Annotated in this window: 15 protein-coding genes, 1 other RNA gene and 1 pseudogene; 5 read left to right on the top strand and 12 right to left on the bottom strand. The window is 33.5% G+C overall.

All coding sequences use genetic code 11. The annotated features are described in order from the left end of the window. The 5 genes and pseudogenes from gyrA to rnpB form a co-directional block, all read right to left on the bottom strand. Nucleotides 1-2691 carry a DNA topoisomerase (ATP-hydrolyzing) subunit A gene (gene gyrA / locus AAGD29_RS02235; RefSeq protein ID WP_410521165.1) on the bottom strand — a complete coding sequence of 897 codons (2691 nt, stop codon included), beginning with the start codon at nucleotides 2689-2691 and terminating at the stop codon, nucleotides 1-3. A gap of 540 nt (nucleotides 2692-3231) precedes the next feature. After that, nucleotides 3232-4239, bottom strand: coding sequence for a hypothetical protein (locus AAGD29_RS02230; protein WP_341758357.1), 1008 nt, complete (start codon nucleotides 4237-4239; stop codon nucleotides 3232-3234). Then, nucleotides 4229-5221, bottom strand: a pseudogene (locus AAGD29_RS10205) (IS5 family transposase). The gene AAGD29_RS02230 and the pseudogene AAGD29_RS10205 overlap by 11 nt, the downstream one beginning before the upstream one ends. Nucleotides 5222-5230: 9 nt before the next feature. Then, complete coding sequence (locus AAGD29_RS02215; RefSeq protein ID WP_341758356.1) at nucleotides 5231-5617, bottom strand: hypothetical protein; 387 nt, start codon at nucleotides 5615-5617, stop codon at nucleotides 5231-5233. A gap of 274 nt (nucleotides 5618-5891) precedes the next feature. Beyond that, nucleotides 5892-6293: RNase P RNA component class A (rnpB, locus tag AAGD29_RS02210), an RNA gene on the bottom strand. Nucleotides 6294-6405: 112 nt separating this feature from the next. On the opposite strand from rnpB, the gene AAGD29_RS02205 reads away from it, so the two are divergent. The 5 genes from AAGD29_RS02205 (at nucleotide 6406) to dnaJ (ending at nucleotide 11949) form a co-directional block, all read left to right on the top strand. Continuing rightward, nucleotides 6406-6840 (top strand): hypothetical protein, encoded by a 435-nt coding sequence (locus AAGD29_RS02205; protein ID WP_341758355.1) that lies wholly within the window; start codon nucleotides 6406-6408, stop codon nucleotides 6838-6840. 49 nt (nucleotides 6841-6889) lie between these two features. After that, on the top strand, nucleotides 6890-8341 hold the full coding sequence (locus AAGD29_RS02200; RefSeq protein WP_341757292.1) for an IS4 family transposase: 1452 nt from the start codon (nucleotides 6890-6892) through the stop codon (nucleotides 8339-8341). Next, a complete protein-coding gene (locus AAGD29_RS02195) occupies nucleotides 8332-8622 on the top strand; it encodes a hypothetical protein (protein ID WP_341758354.1) in 291 nt (96 codons plus the stop codon). Before AAGD29_RS02200 ends, AAGD29_RS02195 begins: the two co-directional genes overlap by 10 nt. 112 nt (nucleotides 8623-8734) lie before the next feature. Next, complete coding sequence (gene dnaK / locus AAGD29_RS02190) at nucleotides 8735-10621, top strand: molecular chaperone DnaK (protein WP_341758353.1); 1887 nt, start codon at nucleotides 8735-8737, stop codon at nucleotides 10619-10621. 200 nt (nucleotides 10622-10821) lie between these two features. Continuing rightward, a complete protein-coding gene (dnaJ, locus tag AAGD29_RS02185; RefSeq protein WP_341758352.1) occupies nucleotides 10822-11949 on the top strand; it encodes a molecular chaperone DnaJ in 1128 nt (375 codons plus the stop codon). 643 nt (nucleotides 11950-12592) lie between these two features. Here dnaJ and AAGD29_RS02180 read toward each other — a convergent pair. The 7 genes from AAGD29_RS02180 to AAGD29_RS02150 form a co-directional block, all read right to left on the bottom strand. After that, nucleotides 12593-13351: a hypothetical protein gene (locus AAGD29_RS02180; protein WP_341758351.1), complete on the bottom strand. Its 759-nt coding sequence runs from the start codon at nucleotides 13349-13351 to the stop codon at nucleotides 12593-12595. Then, nucleotides 13352-14473: an ISAs1 family transposase gene (locus AAGD29_RS02175; protein ID WP_341758350.1), complete on the bottom strand. Its 1122-nt coding sequence runs from the start codon at nucleotides 14471-14473 to the stop codon at nucleotides 13352-13354. It abuts the gene before it with no gap. Nucleotides 14474-14557: 84 nt separating this feature from the next. Then, nucleotides 14558-14758 (bottom strand): hypothetical protein, encoded by a 201-nt coding sequence (locus AAGD29_RS02170; RefSeq protein WP_341758349.1) that lies wholly within the window; start codon nucleotides 14756-14758, stop codon nucleotides 14558-14560. Between the two features lie 375 nt (nucleotides 14759-15133). After that, nucleotides 15134-16408 (bottom strand): MFS transporter, encoded by a 1275-nt coding sequence (locus AAGD29_RS02165; RefSeq protein ID WP_341758822.1) that lies wholly within the window; start codon nucleotides 16406-16408, stop codon nucleotides 15134-15136. A gap of 21 nt (nucleotides 16409-16429) precedes the next feature. Further along, a complete protein-coding gene (aspS, locus tag AAGD29_RS02160; RefSeq protein ID WP_341758348.1) occupies nucleotides 16430-18244 on the bottom strand; it encodes an aspartate--tRNA ligase in 1815 nt (604 codons plus the stop codon). A gap of 179 nt (nucleotides 18245-18423) precedes the next feature. Continuing rightward, on the bottom strand, nucleotides 18424-19134 hold the full coding sequence (locus tag AAGD29_RS02155; protein ID WP_341758347.1) for a hypothetical protein: 711 nt from the start codon (nucleotides 19132-19134) through the stop codon (nucleotides 18424-18426). 55 nt (nucleotides 19135-19189) lie between these two features. Further along, nucleotides 19190-21163, bottom strand: coding sequence for a UvrD-helicase domain-containing protein (locus tag AAGD29_RS02150; RefSeq protein WP_341758346.1), 1974 nt, complete (start codon nucleotides 21161-21163; stop codon nucleotides 19190-19192). Nucleotides 21164-21243 lie beyond the last annotated feature (80 nt).

Here is a 21243-nt window from a genome sequence, read left to right as displayed (position 1 = left end):
TCATTCGAGTATATCCACATCCACCTCTTCCTCAGGGCTATCAGCAATCAATGCGGTAGAAACTACTTTTTCTTCTTGTTCGGTTTTGAATAATATTACACCACTAGTATTACGACCAGTTATACGTACAGATTCAAGTTTACACCTAATTAGTTTGCCATTATTAGTAATTAACATCAACTCATCAGACATATCAACCGGCATTACTCCAACAACTAATCCAGTTTTGTCAGACACATCCATATTAACAATACCGCTACCACCACGGTTAGTAATCCTATATTCGTATGCGGAACTTCTTTTTCCGAAACCATTTTCACTAACAGTAAGAATAAATTCTTCTGAAACAGCCATTTCTAAAATCTGTTCTTTATTTAACTGTACATCAAATTCTTCCGGGGTAAATTCCTTGCCACCCGCTATTAGCAACCTATTCTCTATAGGAATTGATAAATAGGCTTCCCTTTCTTCCATTGTACACGATATTCCTTTTAATATTGTCATAGAAATAACATAGTCGCTAGAAGCAATCCTCATACCTCTTACACCATCAGAAGTACGGCTTTTAAATACCCTAACTGAACTAGCTGGGAATCTTATAGCTTTACCAGCTTTGGTTGCCAGTAAAACATGGTCTTCATCCTTACAAACTTTAACATCTATTAAATGGTCATTATCATCAAGCCTAATAGCAATTTTACCATTTGATTGAATACGTTTAAAGTCTGATAAATCATTCCTTCTAATATTACCTTGGCTTGTAGCAAAAATAATATTCAAACTATCCCACTCATCCTGATTTTCAGGCAATGGCATAATATTATTTATACGTTCTCCTTCTTTTAAAGGTAAAATGTTGACTATTGGTCTTCCTTTACTCTGAGGATTACCAAGTGGCAGTTTATATAATTTTAAGCTGTATACCTGCCCGGTATTTGAGAAAAACAACATAGGTGTGTGAGTACTGCCAACAAATATTTGAGTGGTAATATCTTCGTCCCTCATTGACAGCCCTGATCTCCCCTTCCCTCCTCGTTTCTGTGCTCTATAGGTAGCAAGAGGTACACGTTTAATATAACCACCCAATGTCACGGTCACAACCATTTCTTCTCTTTGGATAAGATCCTCAATATCTTGATCAAAATCACCTAATTCAATGCTAGTAAGGCGGGGGGTAGCGAATTCATCTTTGATTCTAATTAACTCATTTTTTAGGATCTCTAGAAGTTTCTCACGTGATGCTAGAATGTCAGTATAACCCCTAATCTCCGTCGCTAGTTCCGCAAGATCATTTTCTAATTTATTCTTCTCCATAGCAGTTAAACGTTGCAATCGCATTTCAAGAATTGCTTTTGTTTGTGTTTCAGTAAAATAACATTTACCATCATCTGCTATCATTGCTCTATCATCAACAAGTTTTACTAGATCTATTATAGATGACGCATCCCAAGTTCTTTGCATTAGTTGCTCTTTAGCACTTGCCGGATCATTGGAAGATTTAATTATTCTAATAACCTCATCAATGTTACTAACCGCAATCATTAGTCCCAATAAAATATGAGCCTTATCACGAGCCTTATTTAACAAATATATCGTCCTGCGAGTTATTACTATTTCTCTAAAATTGACAAAAGCAGCTATCACTTCTTTTAAGTTCATAACTTCTGGTAGCCCATCTCTTAGAGCTAACATAATCACACCAAAACTAGTTTGTAGCTGGGTATAGGAATATATTTGATTCAGCACCACTTCTGTTACAGCATCTTTCTTTATTTCAATTACTACTCGAATACCATCCTTATTTGATTCATCTCTAAGATCACTGATACCTTCAATACGTTTTTCCTTGACTAGTTCGGCAATTTTCTCAACCAATTTCGCTTTATTAACCATATATGGTATTTCTGTAATAATAATAGCCTGTCTATTATTAGCAATCTCTTCAATTTCGCTGCGTCCTCTAATTAGAATACTCCCCCTACCCGTTAAATAAGCCGACCTAATACCGCTTGTACCAAGTACTATACCAGCAGTAGGAAAATCAGGCCCTTTAACTACGGTCATAAGTTCTAATATTTCTACATCATTATTATCAACATATAGGCAGCAAGCATCAATTATTTCTCCAAGATTATGAGGTGGAATGTTGGTAGCCATACCCACAGCAATACCATTAGTTCCGTTCACCAAGAGATTGGGAAACATTGACGGCAATACCGTAGGCTCCCTCTCAGAGCCATCATAATTTGGCGTAAAATCAACGGTTTCTTTATCAATATCTTCGAGCAATGTATGAGTAACTTTAGCAAGTCTTGACTCTGTATACCTCATAGCAGCGGCAGCATCACCATCTCTTGAACCAAAATTACCCTGCCCATCAACGAGCAGTAATCTTAAAGAGAAATCCTGTGCCATTCTCACTAATGAGTCATAAATTGCAGAGTCGCTATGCGGATGGTATTTACCCATCACATCACCGACAGTTCTTGCTGACTTACGATAAGGTTTGTTAAAGTAATTAGATGCTTCATACATTGCATAAAGGATTCTACGATGCACTGGCTTTAGACCATCACGTACATCTGGAATTGCCCTACTAACAATTACACTCATAGCATAATCTAAGTAAGAGCCTTTCATCTCATCTTCAATGCTAATAGATATTAAGTTTTGACGAGCTAAATTAGTCACAGTTAGAACCTACATTTATTAAAGTAATATTAGAATAGTTTAAGTATATTACATATTCGGAAAAAAATCTATTGCTGAATGAGCGTAGACTAGCTGGAAAAGCTATTTTTTTCCAAGTAGTATATAACCCGAAGAGCAGATTTCCCAGTTGAGGAAAAAAAGGAATTAAATAGATAGGGACAAGTTTAAAAGCTCAAGACGTCATTGCGAGGAGCTGCGATGCAGCGACGAAGCAATCCATTTTTAATCACTTTTATGGATTGCTTCGTCGGCTCATGCCTCCACAACTGTCGAAAGTTAGAAGAGGAAGGGGTTTTAAATAGGGTAACGTCATTGCGAGGAAGACCGTAGGTCGACGAAGCAATCCAAAAAAGTAACCATAAGTGGATTGCTTCGTCGGCTTACGCCTTCTCGCAATGACAGCGGTTATAAGCCGACAACTTTTAAACTGTCATTATGACTTCTAAAACCACTTCCTCTTCTAACTTTCGACAGCTGTGCTCATGCCTCCTCGCAATGACGCCATTTTACTATGGTTAGCTATACATAACATCTTTTTTTAGATTGCCTGAATTTTAGATAAATCGGCAGGCTAAATAATGTTAAAATTCTTATAACATAATAATAACGATAATCGGATGCCATGGTAGCAAAAAATAGTACTATTGAAAAAACAATAGATATTGCTACGATATATGCCAAAATAACTTTCTCGGGACTATTAGATTGTTTATTTGTTAGAATAGATATTAAATACACAAATATTAATATAAAACTAATAAGATTTATTGTTAAAATCTTTGGATATAATTTTAAATATTTAATTGTCCAATTTTTTAAGTAATTCTTTTTAATAACCATACCATGTTTTTGAGCTTCGTTAAGTTCAATAAAGGCGTAATGATGGAATCCCCAGTTTTTCATTAACATAACAAAATTTATTGTACGATGTTTAAGAAAATCTAGTGGATAGTGAGTAATGGCTCGTTTGTAAGCAGATTCCATTTCTTGTAACTTTATAAGATCTGCTGTAGAGGCATAAATCCTAGTATCACCAAAAATTAATGGATCAACCCATCTAGGAGTGTAATGAACTTTAAGCTTTTCAAAACTATATAAATCTAGGTCTTCTTTAACATATTTTGGCACTAAATCATCATTATTGATAGCAACACTTACTCCAGCAACATCAAATAATTGACGTAATTGCTCTGCATGACTTTCAGAGGAAAAATGCTTAGTAAGTTTAGCATTACCATATATTATTGATAGCAAAATGATGCAGGTTAATATTATTCTTATTAACAAGCTAGTTTTAAGATAAATTGACAATACAAACAAAATCAGAATTGGAGCTATAAATTGTGCTTGAAACTTAACACCAACAATATAAAAAACAATTGACAATAATCCAATAACTACCAACAAAGGAGCAGGTTTTTGGCGATAAGTATAAAAAATACAAGTAGCTACTACAAAGAAACTACCAAAGGCAAAAGCTACATCTTTCCAAATTGTTCCAGATTGGGATAATATATTAGACCTCATTCGAAACTGGTTGACGTAGTTCAAAATTATAAATGCCAGAGATCAAATTAAATCTAAGACCAAATCTTTTACGTCTATTTCGATATTTGTCAGCAATAATTTTGAACCGTTTTAGCATACCAATAACGTTTTCATTTAGAACTCTTTCTCCTGCTAACCTACGATTATTCTTTTTATCATTTTTAGTTAAAGGATTTTTCTTGCTTTTTTTCTTTGGTAATTCAGAATTATTGTGAATTTTTTGTATATACTCGATGAAAATCAACAATTGCGTTGTTGTTGTCCAAGACCTGCGGTGCTCACGTACTAATGTACGCTGTGCTCCTCGGCTTGGACACTCCTAGCACTTGTTGATTTTGATCTTCGTCTACCAACTCTTCATTTACGAGCAGTATACCTTGATATCCTGTATCAGTAATCGCTTTAACCTTAGGATGGATAAGAATTTTGGATTCCTTAAATAATCTAAAGTCATGTTTTTTACCGTTAGAAAAATCTGTACATATTACTTGGTGTGTTTTCTTGTCTACCACTATTTGAGTTTTTAGTGTATGCCTTTTCTTCTTTCCTGAATAATAGAATTTTTGTTTTTTTTGGGTCTTTCTATAGGACTCTCAGTAGCATCAATCAAGACTACTTCATAATTCATATCACTCTTCATTAGAGCTTTACGACCTGGAAGAGCAAAGTTTGGGTGTTTAACTAGGGTGTCTTCTACCCATTTAACAGCTTTATATGCTGAACTTTCACTAATCCCATAGTTCTGACCTATATGGAAATAAGTACGGTATTCTCTAAGGTATTCTAAGACCATCAGCAACTGTTCCTCCAAATTGAGCTTATTTTTACGCCCACCTTTTGATTTCTTAAGACCATCAGCTTGCCTCAAAATATCCACCATCTTTGAGAATGTTCCCTTCTTTACTCCTGTTAATCGACGAAATTTTTCATCCTCTAACTCTTTAATCTGATCGAATTTCATATTATTACTTCAAATCAGATATTTATAACACCATTCTACATCATTGTCTAGTTTCGAAAGAAGCCTATTAGGTAGAAATGGTATTAATAAGTAAAGCCATCTATATTTATTTTGTTGATCAGCATAGAAAAGCAGCAATACTCCACCCCACAACAGTCCTAAATTAAGCAAGAGCATCGTCTGCGGACCTTGGTAAATATAGTGAAGTAAGAACCACACCATTGACATTAACGGTGGATGATGAGAAAAATAATTTTTATTGATACTCTGCCCATATTGATCGAAACTATCAGACGACATCCCACCAGGGTAGGCAGAGGCAAAATGTAAAGACATTAAGAGTAAACACAAAATGACAGGGTAATATTTACGCAAAAACTCTGTACAACAATTCATGTTCACAATTTATTATTTCAAAAACTCAATTTCGGATTAATGGAATTAATCCGAAATTGGAATGAGAATGTAAACAATCAGGCTTAAAGCGGTTTGACGCCTGATTGTTAAATATTTCATTTGCTAATAATCTTATTTTTATTGGTATAAAAATAAGATTATTAGCGATAATAGATTAAAATGCATTCGTGCCAGTCGCTTCAAGAATGCATTTTTCTGATATTCTAGCCAGTTTTGGATTAAAATTTTTAATTTTAATCCAAAACTGAGGTTGCAAATATGATGGTCTATAAGCCGGATTTTGTATAAATAATATTTCTATTATCTACTGCAGTTATTTATCTAGGATAAATATTACCATTTATCTCAAGCGATCCACCCACATTACTTCTAGTCAGAGATGCCTAGGAACACGTAAGTTCTGTAATGCCTATTTGATCTTGCTCTTGGTGGGGTTTACCATGCGTAGCTTGTTACCAACCTACCGGTATGCTCTTACCACACCATTTCACCCTTACCAAAATTTGATAACAAAGTTTGGCGGTATATTTTCTGCGGCACTTTCCCTAAAAGATTACTCTTCCGCTGGACGTTAACCAGCACCATATCTCTGTAGAGTCCGGACTTTCCTCGTAAATTCTAGTATAGATTTTTACGCAACTGCACGACCATCGAGATGATTATGTTTTAATATAGTTGTCTCGTCAATGATTTTTTTTACTAGATCACTTAGTGCTAGCTAAAAACATGCTATTATTAATTCTTTCAAGATAATAATAGTTATAATTATGGTAGTAAGTATAAAATTTGCCGCTGAATTACGGGATAAATTATATGGATTAAATCTTTCTGACCCAAAACATCTACAATTTTACCAAGAAATGGTATTTATTTTTATTAAAGGTAATGAAAATGAAATATTACAAGTATATAAAGACATTAAGGGGTACAACACTATAGGGATAGGCTTTAACATGGATAATCCAAAAGCAAAAATTGTGTGGCAGACAATATTCCAAGGCTCTTTATCATTTGACAAAGTTTATAATGGCGATAAAGCTATTACAATACAACAATCTCGAATGATATATGACTATAAGAGTGCTGTTAATCGCCTAGAATTAAAAAATATTTATGGCAAGTGTTGGGATAAGTTAAAACCCAACGAGATGCTGATGATTCTTACTATTACCCACAAAATAACAATGGTGAAAAAGAAGTAAAAATAATATACTGATTTGCAATTAAAATATTACATTGTAGAGGTATAGTATGAGTCAAGAAATAATAAATAATTATTTGACCGAGGAATTTAGTGGAGCTATTTTGGGTGATAAAAGGCTGACAAATAGGTTAATAAAGATAGCTGATAATTTTGCAAATATACCTGAAAGCTCAATTAATCAAGCATGTGGAAATTGGGCAGAAACAAAAGCAGCATATCGTTTTTTTAAAAACGATAATGTTAAGGAATCAAAAATATTAGAAGCCCATATTGCTAAAGCAGTAGAAAGAATCAAAGAGCATGATAAAGTTCTTGTTATACAAGATACTAGTTATATCACATATACTAGTCATAAAAAAACTACTGGATTGGGTGTGTTATCAAGAAAAGAGGGAAAGAATGTTAAAAATATTGAATGTAAAGGTCTGATAATGCATACTGCCTTTGCGGTTGCTACCAATGGATTAGCACTTGGGTTGTTGGATCAAAAGATTCACAATAGACCAGCAGTGCCTGAAGAAATACAACAGTTAAAAAAAACTAGTCATGGTAATGCGGTACATATTAAAGATAAAGAAAGTATGAAGTGGCTTAATGCATTACAGAACACTATTAATGCAACGAATAATAGTAATACCCAAATTATAACTGTTTGTGATAGAGAAGCTGATATATATGATTTTTTTGAATTGGCACAAGCTCAGAAATCTAAAGTTTTAGTTAGAGCTGCACAGGATAGAGAAATAAATAAAAAGTCAAAATATTCCAAAAAAGATAGACAATATTTGTGGAAGGTAGTATCGGGTTTCCAGTGTGCTGGAGAAATAGCAGTTAAAGATACTAGTCAAGAAAATAAAGCTAATAGGATTAGACATTTGGAAGTTAGATTTGGAAAATTTATAATGAATCCTCCTGTAAACAATGTAAGACATAAAACAGAAACATTGCCAAATTTACCAGTATATGCCATCAATGTTATTGAGCGTCGTCCCCCTAGTGGAACAACACCATTAGAATGGATGTTACTAACCAATATAGTTATCAATAATTTTGAAGAAGCTATAGAGAAAGTAAGATGGTATTGTTTAAGATGGAGAATTGAAATTTTTCATAAAATTTTAAAATCTGGATTTAGGGTTGAACAATGTAGACTTGCAACAGGAGAAAGATTAATAAAATACTTGACAATCATGAGCATAATTGCTTGGAGAATTTTTTTTATTACTTTAATTGGCAGAACTAATCCTAATCTACCATGTAGTGTAATATTAGCTGAAGAAGAATGGCGAGTTTTGTATGTAAAGATACACAAAGCAGCTCCCCCTAATAATACAATTCCTACAATAAAAAATGCTATAATATGGGTTGCTAAATTGGGTGGGTATTTAGCAAGAAAAAATGATCTAGAGCCTGGTCCTATTGTATTGTGGAGAGGATGGCAACGGTTATTTGATCTAGTTCAAGGTTATCAATTAGCTAACTCTAATATTTGTGGGTAATAGTAAGGCTGATGATTGAGGATCTGTATTGGAATGGTGGTAATAAGCTAGTAGGTAAATATACCAAGTTTTTTAAACATATGATCCTTTATACTGAAAGTTCTAGATTAAAATATCTTACACAAGGATTGATTGAGGTAAGAGAAAATTCTAATAAAGAGAGAATTAGGGGTATTCAAAATCGTAGAAATGTACAAAGTGAAATAGGTGACTCGTCCAAGTGTTCTGCTCCGGTGTCAATTATAAACAAGGCTATAAATCAGCATTATAAAACTAATTAGGCATAAGGATATGATATAACTTTTTTTCACATCTACCTCTTGTAAAATGGACGAGAAGACACTATATCAAAACTTATCAAGTTGATTTATTAAATTGGGATTAGGAGTGTATATGGCAAAGATCATAGGTATAGATTTAGGAACAACAAATTCTTGCGTCGCGGTAATGGAAGGAAAAGAACCAAGAGTCATAGCAAATGCTGAGGGAGTTAGGACTACTCCTTCAATGGTAGGATTTGGTAATGACGGTGAAAAATTAATTGGCGAACCAGCTAAACGTCAAGCTGTAACCAATCCAGAGAATACTTTATACGGCATTAAAAGATTGATAGGTAGAGGTTTCTCTGATCCTATGGTAAAAAAAGACCAAGATCTTGTACCATACAAGATAGTAAAAGCTGCTAATAACGATGCTTGGGTTGAAGTTAAGGGCGAAAAATATTCTCCAAGCCAAATTAGTGCTTTCATTTTACAAAAAATGAAAGAAACAGCCGAGAATTATCTTGGTGAGAAGGTAACACAAGCAGTCATTACTGTACCAGCATATTTTAATGATGCACAACGTCAAGCAACTAAAGATGCTGGTAAAATTGCTGGTTTGGAAGTATTAAGGATAATCAATGAACCAACAGCAGCTGCTTTAGCATATGGTTTCGATAAAGCTGAGAGCAAAATAATTGCCGTTTATGATCTTGGTGGTGGTACGTTCGATGTATCAATTTTAGAGATAGGTAACGGTGTATTTGAAGTTAAATCTACCAACGGTAATACTTTCCTTGGTGGCGAAGATTTTGATTCTAGAATTCTAGATTATTTAATTGATGAATTTAAGAAAGAAAGTGGTATAGATTTACGCAAAGATCCTTTAGCTTTGCAACGTCTGAAAGAAGCTGCTGAAAAAGCTAAAAAAGAATTATCATCTGTACCTCAAACTGATGTTAATTTGCCATATATTACAGCTGATAGCTCAGGTCCTAAGCATTTAAATATAAAATTTACTAGGGCGAAATTAGAATCCTTAGTGGCAACGTTAATTGATGATACAATAGAACCATGTAAGAAAGCTTTAAAAGATGCTGGGCTAAAAGCTTCGGATATTCAAGAAGTAGTACTTGTTGGCGGTATGACTAGAATGCCAAAAGTTATTGAGAAAGTAAAGGAATTCTTTGGTCGTGAACCACATAGAGGAGTTAACCCTGATGAAGTCGTGGCTCTAGGTGCTGCTATTCAGGGAGGAGTGTTAAATAAAGAAGTTACTGATATATTATTGCTAGACGTCACCCCTTTATCTTTAGGTATTGAAACTCTTGGTGGGGTATTTACTAGGCTGATTGATCGTAATACTACTATTCCGACTAAAAAGAGTCAGGTATTCTCTACTGCTGACGATAACCAGCATGCTGTAACGATTAGGGTATTCCAAGGTGAACGGGAAATGGCATCTGATAATAAAATACTTGGTCAATTTAATCTTGATGGCATCCCGCCTGCACCACGAGGATTACCGCAAATTGAAGTAACTTTTGATATAGACGTTAATGGTATAGTTCATGTTTCTGCCAAGGATAAAGCTAGTGGTAAGGAACAAAAAGTAACTATTCAAGCTTCTGGAGGTCTTAGTGATACGGAAATTGAACAAATGGTAAAAGATGCAGAAAAAAACGCTGAGGATGATAAAAAGCGTCGTGAATTAATTGAGGCTAGAAATAGTGCTGATAGTTTAATTTATTCAACCGAAAAAACTCTAAAAGAACATGATAGTAAAATATCAGCTAGTGATAAACAAGAAGTAGAAAATAGCATAACAGAGTTAAAAGCAGCTTTAGAGTCTGATAATCTTGAGCAAATTAAAGCAAAAACTGATGCTCTTATGGCTAGTAGTATGAAAATAGGAGAAGCTATGTATAAATCTCAGCCAGATGATCATAGTGAGGAAAAACCTGAGACGAATGATGACAAAGTAGTTGATGCTAACTACGAAGATGTCAGCAACAAGTAGGAATTTTAGGCTCTGAGATGTCATCCTTGCATCTTCGGATGTCACCCCTGCGTAAGCAGGGGTCTAAAAAAATAGACAGGAAGGGTGCTTTAGATATTCTAGATCCCAGCCTTCGCTGAGATGACATAATGGTGAGTAGGGGTGACATCGAATGATGCAAAAGGATAAATTAACTAAATTTAAAATCAGATATTCTTATTATGTCGACAAAAGATTATTACCAAATACTTGGGGTTAGTAAAACTGCTACCCAGGAAGAGCTAAAAAAAGCTTATCATAAATTGGCGATGCAATATCATCCTGACCGTAATACACAGGATAAACAAGCAGAAAAAAAGTTCAAGGAAATAAGCAGTGCTTATGATATCCTAAAAGATGAACAAAAAAGAGCTGCCTATGATCGTTTTGGACATGATGCTTTTCAGAATTCAGGTGCAGCATCGTCAACTGGAAGACATAACAATAGTGGACCTGATATAAATGATATATTTGGTGAGTTTTTTAATGATTTTATGGGTGGCGGGGCAAGAAGACAACGACCATCAACTACTATTAGAGGTTCAGATCTAAAATATGATATCATAGTTACTCTGCAAGAAGCATTTCGTGGTATCGACAAAAATATTAGTTTTACCAGTGAAGTAAAATGCCAAACATGTAACGGCAACGGGTCAGAAAGTAATGCCGGAATGACCAAATGTGACGCTTGTGCAGGACAAGGGGTTACAAGAAGACAACAAGGCTTCTTTACATTAGAACAAACTTGTGGAAAATGCCAAGGTTCAGGACAAATCATTAAAAATCCATGCAAAAAATGTCATGGTCAGGGGCGTTACTCACAACATAGAAATTTATTAGTAAATATTCCAGCTGGTATTGAAGAAGGTACTAGAATAAGGCTTACTGGTGAAGGAGATGCCGGAGTACGAGGAGGCAATAACGGGGATTTGTATATTTTTGTTACTATTAAACCGCATGACCTCTATAAAGTTGATGGAATTAATTTGCATTGCAGACTACCAATTAGCTTTATTAAAGCTATTTTAGGTGGAGAAGTAGAAGTCCCAGATATAGAAGGTGGTAAGGTAAAATTACAAATACCCGTTGGTACACAAAATGGCGAACAACTTAGGTTAAAAGGCAAAGGTATGTCTAAGGTTAGATCAAGCATTAGAGGTGATATGTTTGCCCACATACATATTGAGATACCAAAGAATCTTACTAAAAAACAAAAAGAATTACTAGAATTGCTGGATAAAGAATTTACAAGCGACAAAGATGAGGATGATGCTAGTTTTTTTAATAAAATGAAAAACTTATGGTCGTGAAATGCAACATTCGGTAGAGAATGACGCCATCATTACAGACTCAGATTTAAGTGATAATGAGGGTACTTATATACTCACCTTACGCATGGCATTTAAAAGTCATAGGGAGAATAGCCTAGAGCTATTAACGAGGAGCCACTTTGGTGGCGACGAAGCAATCCAGTAACATCATTTATCTATAAATTGTTTCCTAGATTGCTTCGCTTACGCTCGCAATGACGTTGTGGTATAGGTATTTGTAAACTTTCGACAGTTGTGGATGTCACCCCTGCGAAAGCAGGGGTCTAGAATATCTAAAGCACCTTTCCTGTCTATTTCTTTAGATTCCGCACCGAAGCAGGAATGACATCGTTTCATCGTATATGTCCCTACTTCCCTTTATGTCATCCCAGCGAAAGCTGGGATCTAAAATATCTAAAGCACCCTTTCTGCTTGTTTCTTTAGATCCCGCCTTCGCGGGGATGACATAATGGTACAAACAGGGGTGACATCCGAAGAGACAGAGATGACACCCTAGGCTATTAAACCGATGTCTTACATCAAATTCAGATTACCATTACTTGCGTTGGCGTTTTTGATCCACGCTAGCAATGTCTATGCGGGAATGACATATATGGTAAAATGATGTTATCTGCTTTATAATTTAGAACGAAACATCAGTATGTTCTCCTAGTATAGGATGATAATAAGTATCATGATGATCACTATCATGATACTTATTGGCTATATCTACATTATGCTTATATTTAGAATAGTCCCTAGAAGGTGGACATGGTGGTAGCTTATTACTAATAGTGCTAGTATTAGTTAATTCATCACTAAAAGAACCAGAATAACCCGATTCTTGAGAATCATTTTTCTTCATTTTAGCTTGCAACTCTTTTATAGGGGCTGAATATCTAGAAACTAACTGATCATGTACTGACTCAGTAAGCACTTTTGAGTTTGTAGGACTAGGTGTATTTGGATCATTATTTTTAGCTTGCAACTCTTTTATAGAGGCTGAATATCTAGAAACTAACTGATCATGTGCCTCAGTAAGCACTTTTGATTTTGTAGGACTAGGTGTATTTGGATCATTATTTCCTGTTGTTAATTCATTATTCCACTTTTCAAGACATTGCAAAGCCTGCTTTATAGTATAGTCCTTATCAAGCTTATCACATATATCTGGAGATATACCAGCTGTTTTGAGTATATCTCTAATATTTAGATTAAATTTTTCAAGGAGAGTAGCTATATCTAATACTTTACAGATTGCCTCTATTTCAACTTCATCTTTTAATTTAACTTTCTCCTTATTAAAGAATTTTTTAGTGTGTTGTATATGTTGTATAATAGGCTTATGATTGAATTCCTTAAGAAACTTCTCCTGTGTTTTCCACGGTGACCTGATGAACAATTAGTTAATTTTTATTAATGCATTAATAAAACGCTTTAAGTTATTTGATGACCAACCCATAGTAAGCATCATTTTTGGCTTGGTCTCTCTTTTTGTCTTTATTCTATTTAAAATATTCAATACAAACCTTCGAATAATAGCCATATTTGCAGGAGCATTGCCTTGACGTATGCTGTTTGCATCTTCATTAAATACCACATCGAGCACCCAATGCATAGATTCAATCCCCCAATGAGATCTTATGCTTCTTAACATTGTTTCAGCGGAATTATTAGAACTACTAATATAATAATTTACTGATTCTAATACTTTATTTTTTTCAACTACTTTTCTTTTTACTTGGATAACAGAATTCAAACCAGTCCATTGCTCATAACCAAATATTTTTTTAACATCACGTATTACACAGCATTTTCTTTCTTCAATTCTACCATGCCCTTTATCATAAGTTTCTGCCACATCTGTTTCTAGAAACTTAGCTATGTCTACCTGAAAGGACTTTTCAACCTCATTATATAATCCAGGATGGTTCATCTTTAAGCCTAAAATATAGTCAGCTTCTTTTTCTACAATCTGTTTGGCTATGTTTTTTTGACACCCCATGGCGTCAATAGTAACTATTGCATTTTTAATATCCAAACATTCTATTACTTCTGGAATAGCTGTGATTTCATTGTCTTTGCTATCAATTGCTTGACCAAACAAAGTGACACCCGATTCAGCTGCATAGACATTTAAAAAATGTAACGCTCTACTATCTTTATATTTTGAACCTCTAAGCGTCTTGCCATCTATTACGTAATGTTTCTCATTTAAATCATGATTAAAATATTTTACTAATACTTTATTTAATTGCTTAGAATCACATCTAGTAATAAAACTTCTAATAGTACAATCACTAGGAGAGCCATTTTTAAAGGGTAAATATTCTCTTAAAGTATCAATATGAGCTTTACCAAATTCTTCAATTTCTTCCCAACTCTCTGCCCTTGCTGCAACTGCTACTACTGCTAAAAACAATAATTCTATTAACGGATAAGCTATTTTACTCTCTTGTCTATGTTCTTTAATATCACAAAAATGTTCTGCAAAACTCTTGATAAATTCTTTTTCTTTTAACATCAATATCTCTAAAATAATTATCTTATTTAGAGATTCTTATGTCATTTCTGTACTTTTTGCAAAAACTTTATTATTACAATCTACTTAACTTTTATTCATCAGACTGCCGTGCTGTGTTTTCTTAGATACATTAACTATATAGCATATTGGTAGAACATCTAGTTCTTGAACAGATTTAAGCACTTTCTGAGCTTTTTGTATTTCAGTGAGTGTAGTTGTATTAGTAAGAGACATATCAGTAATAGATATAAAAGAAACTCTTGATGAATCTTGTTGTTTAGCCATATATAATAATCTTTTTAGTTAAAAATAACTAGGTTGTTTTATCTTAAAAAGGTGATATAACAACCTAGGAAAAAGATTTTGCGATATTGTTTTATAAGATACAATAAAAAACAATATATTAAACAAAAATTTACTTTTTTGTAATAATTATTGTGTTATTCTTGCAAGTATATTTGAGTAGTATTATAGTTGTAGTTACTACTCAGAGCTGTCATTCCCACGTGGGCGGGAATCCATATTATCTAATACTCGATAATCAAGTTTTTTTCTGAAGGCTACAATTCATGACATCTTCTCGGCTTCTTTTCATGACTTTTAAACTGTCCTGAATTATATAACTCAATAAAAACTTGATTATCGAGTAAAAGATAAATTTTATAAATTAATATCAGTTTGCAACTTAATTTTGTTTTTATAATCTTTCTCAAAACATTTTGCCATAAAATATGCTAATATTGCAAAGAACATAAGATATATGATTGGGAATAATTGAAAATTTAGGTATCTCATTAATATTAAACAGACAGAATTAGCTGTACCAGACATCAACATTGACCCAATATTATGACCAAGACTTACTGCACGATAACGATCATTGACAGCAAAAGCTTTTGTCATGATACCATGAGAAAGAGCATTGAAAGGAGCAACAAAACATGCTAGCATTAAACAAGAACCCAAAGCTAAATTAACCATCTGATAGTTAACGGATATAATAAATAATAGACTAGATACAATAGTACCAAATAAGCTAAACTTAAATACTAACATTTGACTAAGCCGGTCTGCAAGTAAGCCAGCAATAGGCATAGGAATGGCAAAACATATGATTATTAAAACTGAAAATGTACTAATAATGAAACTAGTCTGCGGTAGGACCAAAGGCAAATATTGTTTCATAAATATAATGGATATTTGATAAGTTGCACCAAATCCACCAGCAAGAAACACTGCCATCAAAATAACTCGCCACTGTTTCTTAATTAAAGTAGCCAAGCTTTGCGTCTTCGCTTTACTGTCTTGATTCTTTTTAAATTCAGGTGTTTCATCAAGTTTTTGGCGAAAATATAGAACGATTAAAGCTAAAGGTAAACTAAGTAAAAAAGGAATACGCCAACTCCAATCTGGAAAAATATGGGCATTAAAAAAATTGGTCGCCCCATTCCCTAGTAATAAACCTACAACCCCTGTACAACGAGTTATTGCTGAAGCTGTATATCGGTATTTCTCCCCTAAATGTTCGATAACATAAATAGCCGCTCCATCATATTCTCCACCTATAAAAAAACCTTGCATAAAGCGACACAAAGCTAAAATTATTGCACCCCACACACCAATAGACGAGTATTCTGGCAAACAACCTATAACCAGCGTAGGCACTACAATACCTATGATGGTTATACTTAATGCAACTTTACGCCCATACAAGTCTCCGATACGACCAAAAATCAGTGATCCCATAGGTTTTGATAAATATGCTATCGCATAAATAGCAAAAACATTTATTAGATTAGTTAGATAATCAGTATTTGGAAAGAATTTTGCTGCCATAATACCAGCAGACAAACCATACAAACCATAATCATAATATTCAACTATTGTACCTAGAAATGCTCCGATAATTTTATTTCTTGTTTTTTTTTTCACTATATACTGCTCATAATTTAGTACTTAAGAACCTTCAGTTAACAATTTATTTCTAGCTGAAGGTGATAAGTTAATATTAAGCTCTTTTAAAGCTTTTTCATCAATATAATCAGGAGCATTCATCAATAAATCTTCCGCTTGCTGATTTAGTGGGAAAGCTATTACCTCTCTAACATTAGTTGAATCAGTTAATAACATAACCATCCTATCTATTCCAGGGGCTATCCCGCCATGTGGAGGGGCTCCAAATTTAAAAGCCCTGATCATACCACCAAATTTTTTATCGACAATTTCCGGGGAGTATCCAGCAATCTCAAAAGCTTTATACATTATTTCCGGTTTATGGTTTCTAATTGCACCACTAGATAACTCGATACCATTACAAACAATATCATATTGATAAGCTTTAATGGCTAGTAGATCATCTACTGTTTTGGCTGATTCTAGTGCCTCCATATCACCTTGTGGCATCGAAAATGGGTTATGGCTAAAATCTATTTTTTTGGTTTGTTCATTTAATTCATAAAATGGGAAATCTGTTATCCAACAAAACTCAAAACAATCTTTTTTAAGTAAATCTAATTCCTCCCCTAATTTAGTTCGTAGCTTGCCAGCAAGTTTAGATGCTTTATCAACTTTATCACTAGAGAAGAAGACAGCATCGCCATTTTGTAGATTCGCTAAAGACTTTAAATTCAATAATTGCTCATCTGTTAGAAATTTAACAATAGGTCCTTTAGCTTGTCCATCTTCTAGGAACTGGATATAACCAAGCCCACTTGCCCCCTCTACAGTCGCAAATTCTGCCATTTTGTCAAAGAAGCTTCTAGGTAAAGCAGAAGCTTTAGGAGCTGGCACGGCTCTAACAACAGAGCCATTTTTTATATTTTCTTTAAAAATAGCAAAGTTAGAATCTCTAAATAATTCTGTAACATCTGCAATGATCAGTGGATTCCTAAGATCCGGCTTATCAGAACCATATTTTAGCATCGCTTGTTCATATGGAATTTGTACAAAAGGCGTATTTGATACTTTTTTATCAGAAAATTTGCTGAATATCTCATACATTACCGGCTCAATGGTATTAAATACCTCTTCCTGCGTGACAAAAGACATCTCCACATCCAATTGGTAGAATTCGCCTGGTGACCTATCAGCCCTAGCATCTTCATCTCTAAAACAAGGTGCTATTTGAAAATAACGATCAAATCCTGACACCATCAGTAATTGTTTAAATTGCTGAGGAGCTTGTGGTAATGCATAAAATTTACCAGGATGCAATCTGCTTGGAACTAAGAAGTCCCTCGCCCCTTCTGGCGAACTAGCAGTTAGGATTGGTGTTTGAAACTCGGTAAACCCTTTTTGCGTCATCAGATGGCGCACGTGAGCTATAACTTGCGATCTTAATATAATGTTATTATGTAATTTCTCGCGTCTAAGATCTAGGAAACGATATTTTAACCTAGTTTCTTCGGGAGCGAGTTGCTCAGAATTAACTATCAAAGGCAGTGCTTCTGCATTAGACTCAACTATAAACTCACTTGCCAATATTTCAATTTTACCAGTCATTAACGAGTCGTTTATTGTTTCATCACTCCTTGCTACCACTCTACCTACAACAGTTATAACTGATTCATACCTTAACCGACTAGCATCATCCATTAAACTTGGATTTTGATCAGTAAATACCAACTGGCTTATACCAAAATGATCTCTAAGATCAATAAACACTAAATTACCGTGATCTCGTCTCCTATGTACCCAACCAGATAATTTTACCTCTTGCCCAGCATCCTTTAATCGCAATTCATTACAATTATGCGTCCTATATTTATGCATTCTATATCTCTTAAAATGAAAGGATTATATAAAAATATCTCTATTAAGCAATAAGCTTCTTCATCCTTGCAAGCTAAATTTCTCTTAAAACTTGTAGAACAATATATCATAAAATTTGAATACACTAATAGTATTCAGCAATAAATTATAACTTACATTTCTAAAAGCTAGACTTTAAATTAATTTGGTTTATCACTTAACTGCTGTTTAGTAAAGTTTATTAACTCATTTATTTCATCATCTTCAAAAAGATTTTGAATATCCTTTAAATTACCATTTATAGTAATATTATCAAAGGCTTTGTAATGTTCTTGTAAAAGAAGAGATTCTAAATAATTAATGAGTGAATTAGCAAATTCTTTATGGGCAAAATTTCCTTTTTTCTTTTTAAAATTTTCTAGAGATATTATTTTATCTTCAGTATTTGCAATATAATTAGGATTAAATTGATCAGATATGAAACAATCATAAATTTTCTGTATTGTAGAAATAAATTGATAGACATTTTTACTATCAACTTTACTATATAAAAAAATGGATTTTAAAAACATTAAGTTTTGATACTCCTTAGTTTTAGGGTATAAATATTCACCATTCCAGTGAGTCCACAAATTAGATGAAAAAAAACCTAAAACATATCCTACTGACCAATAGGGTATATTACGCTTTTCTTCTTTTTCATCTTTGAATAAGCTACGAATAGCTTTTACCAAAGAGTCTATTGCTTCTTTTATTATTACTTGAGTATCAGTTTCTATTTGAATCTGAGGATATTTTTTCTTTACTTCTTCTTTAAATATCTTTAATGCCGTAAGAGCTATCTCTTTAATTTTAAAAATTATAGGAGATTGATATATTATTTTTAAATATTGTTCTTCCTCTGCCTGCATATTTTTTCTCTTTTAATAACTTAATAATATCATTTGTATACATATTCTTTAAAGATTAAAAAGAAACTTTGTGTTTTGTACTTAAATAATTAAGTTGTTTGGTTGAAGAAGTTCTAATACAAACATTATCTGGTATTTCTCCAAGAAACCTAGAAGGAGAGGATCTTATTATTTCATAAAACATAAAACGACTTTCTGCATAAGTAATATACAGGTCTTTCTTAGCTCTAGTAATACCAACATAGGCGATTCTCCTCTCTTCTTCTAGACCTTTTTCACCCTCTTTTAGTGATCGCTGATGTGGAAACACCCCCTCTTCCCAACCTGGTAGAAAAACTAAATCAAATTCAAGACCTTTAGCAGCATGGAGCGTCATAATGCTAACAGAACCCCCAAAATTTGATTCTAATTCCTCATTTTCCATTACTAAACTAGAATGTTCTATAAAATCTTGAATATTATCGAATTCTGCGATTGCTCTAAGCATTTCGTTAATATTTTCAATTCTACCGATTGCTTCATCTGTTTTTTCTTCTTGTAGCATCTCAAGATAACCTGATTCTTCTAGTAAAGATTTAGTGACATTAATAGCTGGATCATTTCTATATCGTAAACTCCAATTATCGATATTACTAATAAATTTGTTTAGACTATCTTTGACTTTATTTTTAAAAGTTTCTGCTTGTAACATCTGACGAATGGCAGGAATAATAGGTATATTATGTTCAACCGCATGATCTTTTATTTGTTTTAATGTGGTATTACCAATTGCTCTCCTTGGAACATTTATTATGCGTTCAAGAGCAAGATTGTCACTATGATTTAAAGTGATACGTATATAGGCAAGTAAGTCACGTATCTCCATTCGTTCATAAAACTTAAGACCACCGATAATTTTGTATGGTAATGCATTACTAATAAACACTTCTTCAAATGCTCTAGTTTGGAAACCTGCTCTAACTAATATCGCAACTAATCCTGCATTATACTTTCCCTCTGTAACTAACTTGCTAATTTCAGATACAACGAATCTTGCTTCTTCTTTATCATTCCAACAAGATATAATTTTAATTTTTTCTCCATCATTTTTATCAGTCCATAATGTTTTTCCGTGACGATTCTTATTATGGTCAATTACACTTGATGCAGCTAATAAGATTTTTGAGCTAGATCTATAATTTTGTTCTAATTTTATTACTGTAGCATTTGGAAAATCCTTTTCAAAACGTAATATATTCCCGACTTCTGCACCCCGCCAACTATATATAGATTGATCATCATCACCAACACAGCAGATATTTTTTGAGCTACTTGCCAGCATCCTCGCCCAAAGATACTGAACAGCGTTAGTGTCTTGATACTCATCAATCAGAATATATTTATATTGTTCCTGATAATACTTTAATATTATAGGGTTTTTTATAAACAATTCATTATTGTAAAGTAGTAAATCCCCAAAATCTACTACATTAGATGCTAGTAAATTTTGCTGATATTCGTCATAGACAAATTTAGCCACTTTATGAATTGGTAGCTTAATATCAGATTCAGAAAGTTTATACGGCAATAATCCCTGATCTTTCCAACACGAAATAATAATATGTAAAAGTTTGGGGACATATTTTTTGGGATCTATATTTTTCTGCTTAACTATATCTTTAACCAATTTAAGTTGATCATCAGGGCTAATAATAGTAAACCTACTATTCAAACTAAAATTCAAATGTTCTGCTTGCTGACGCAAAATTTTTGCTGCTATAGAATGAAATGTACCTATATTTAGCCCATAACAATCAATCATTTTGTTGATTCGATCTTGCATTTCTCTAGCAGCTTTATTAGTAAAAGTAACTGCTAGAATATTTTGAGGTAGAATTAACCCTTGCTGGATTATGTTGGCTATTCTAGTCGTTAACACTTTAGTTTTGCCAGTCCCTGCTCCAGCAAGCACAAGAATAGGACCATGTATATGTGACACTGCTAACAGTTGTTGAGGGTTTAATGATTTTAGGAAACTTTGTTGTGTCATGATCTAGTACTACAGTTGTAGATTAGTGGAGTTATAGTCAGATAGTTTAATATTTTGTTTATACCCCAATTCGGGATAAG

It is taken from the genome of Candidatus Tisiphia endosymbiont of Ditula angustiorana (assembly GCF_964026425.1).
Taxonomy (GTDB): domain Bacteria; phylum Pseudomonadota; class Alphaproteobacteria; order Rickettsiales; family Rickettsiaceae; genus Tisiphia.
This window is presented reverse-complemented; position numbering and strand designations above follow the sequence as displayed.

Coding starts and splice junctions, on each gene's coding strand:
- AAGD29_RS02230 (WP_341758357.1), bottom strand. CDS start 4,239: ATGAGGTCTAATATATTATCCCAATCTGGAACAATTTGGAAAGATGTA.
- AAGD29_RS02155 (WP_341758347.1), bottom strand. CDS start 19,134: ATGCAGGCAGAGGAAGAACAATATTTAAAAATAATATATCAATCTCCT.
- AAGD29_RS02175 (WP_341758350.1), bottom strand. CDS start 14,473: ATGTTAAAAGAAAAAGAATTTATCAAGAGTTTTGCAGAACATTTTTGT.
- AAGD29_RS02170 (WP_341758349.1), bottom strand. CDS start 14,758: ATGGCTAAACAACAAGATTCATCAAGAGTTTCTTTTATATCTATTACT.
- aspS (WP_341758348.1), bottom strand. CDS start 18,244: ATGCATAAATATAGGACGCATAATTGTAATGAATTGCGATTAAAGGAT.
- dnaK (WP_341758353.1), top strand. CDS start 8,735: ATGGCAAAGATCATAGGTATAGATTTAGGAACAACAAATTCTTGCGTC.
- dnaJ (WP_341758352.1), top strand. CDS start 10,822: ATGTCGACAAAAGATTATTACCAAATACTTGGGGTTAGTAAAACTGCT.
- AAGD29_RS02200 (WP_341757292.1), top strand. CDS start 6,890: ATGAGTCAAGAAATAATAAATAATTATTTGACCGAGGAATTTAGTGGA.
- AAGD29_RS02205 (WP_341758355.1), top strand. CDS start 6,406: ATGGTAGTAAGTATAAAATTTGCCGCTGAATTACGGGATAAATTATAT.
- AAGD29_RS02150 (WP_341758346.1), bottom strand. CDS start 21,163: ATGACACAACAAAGTTTCCTAAAATCATTAAACCCTCAACAACTGTTA.
- AAGD29_RS02215 (WP_341758356.1), bottom strand. CDS start 5,617: ATGAATTGTTGTACAGAGTTTTTGCGTAAATATTACCCTGTCATTTTG.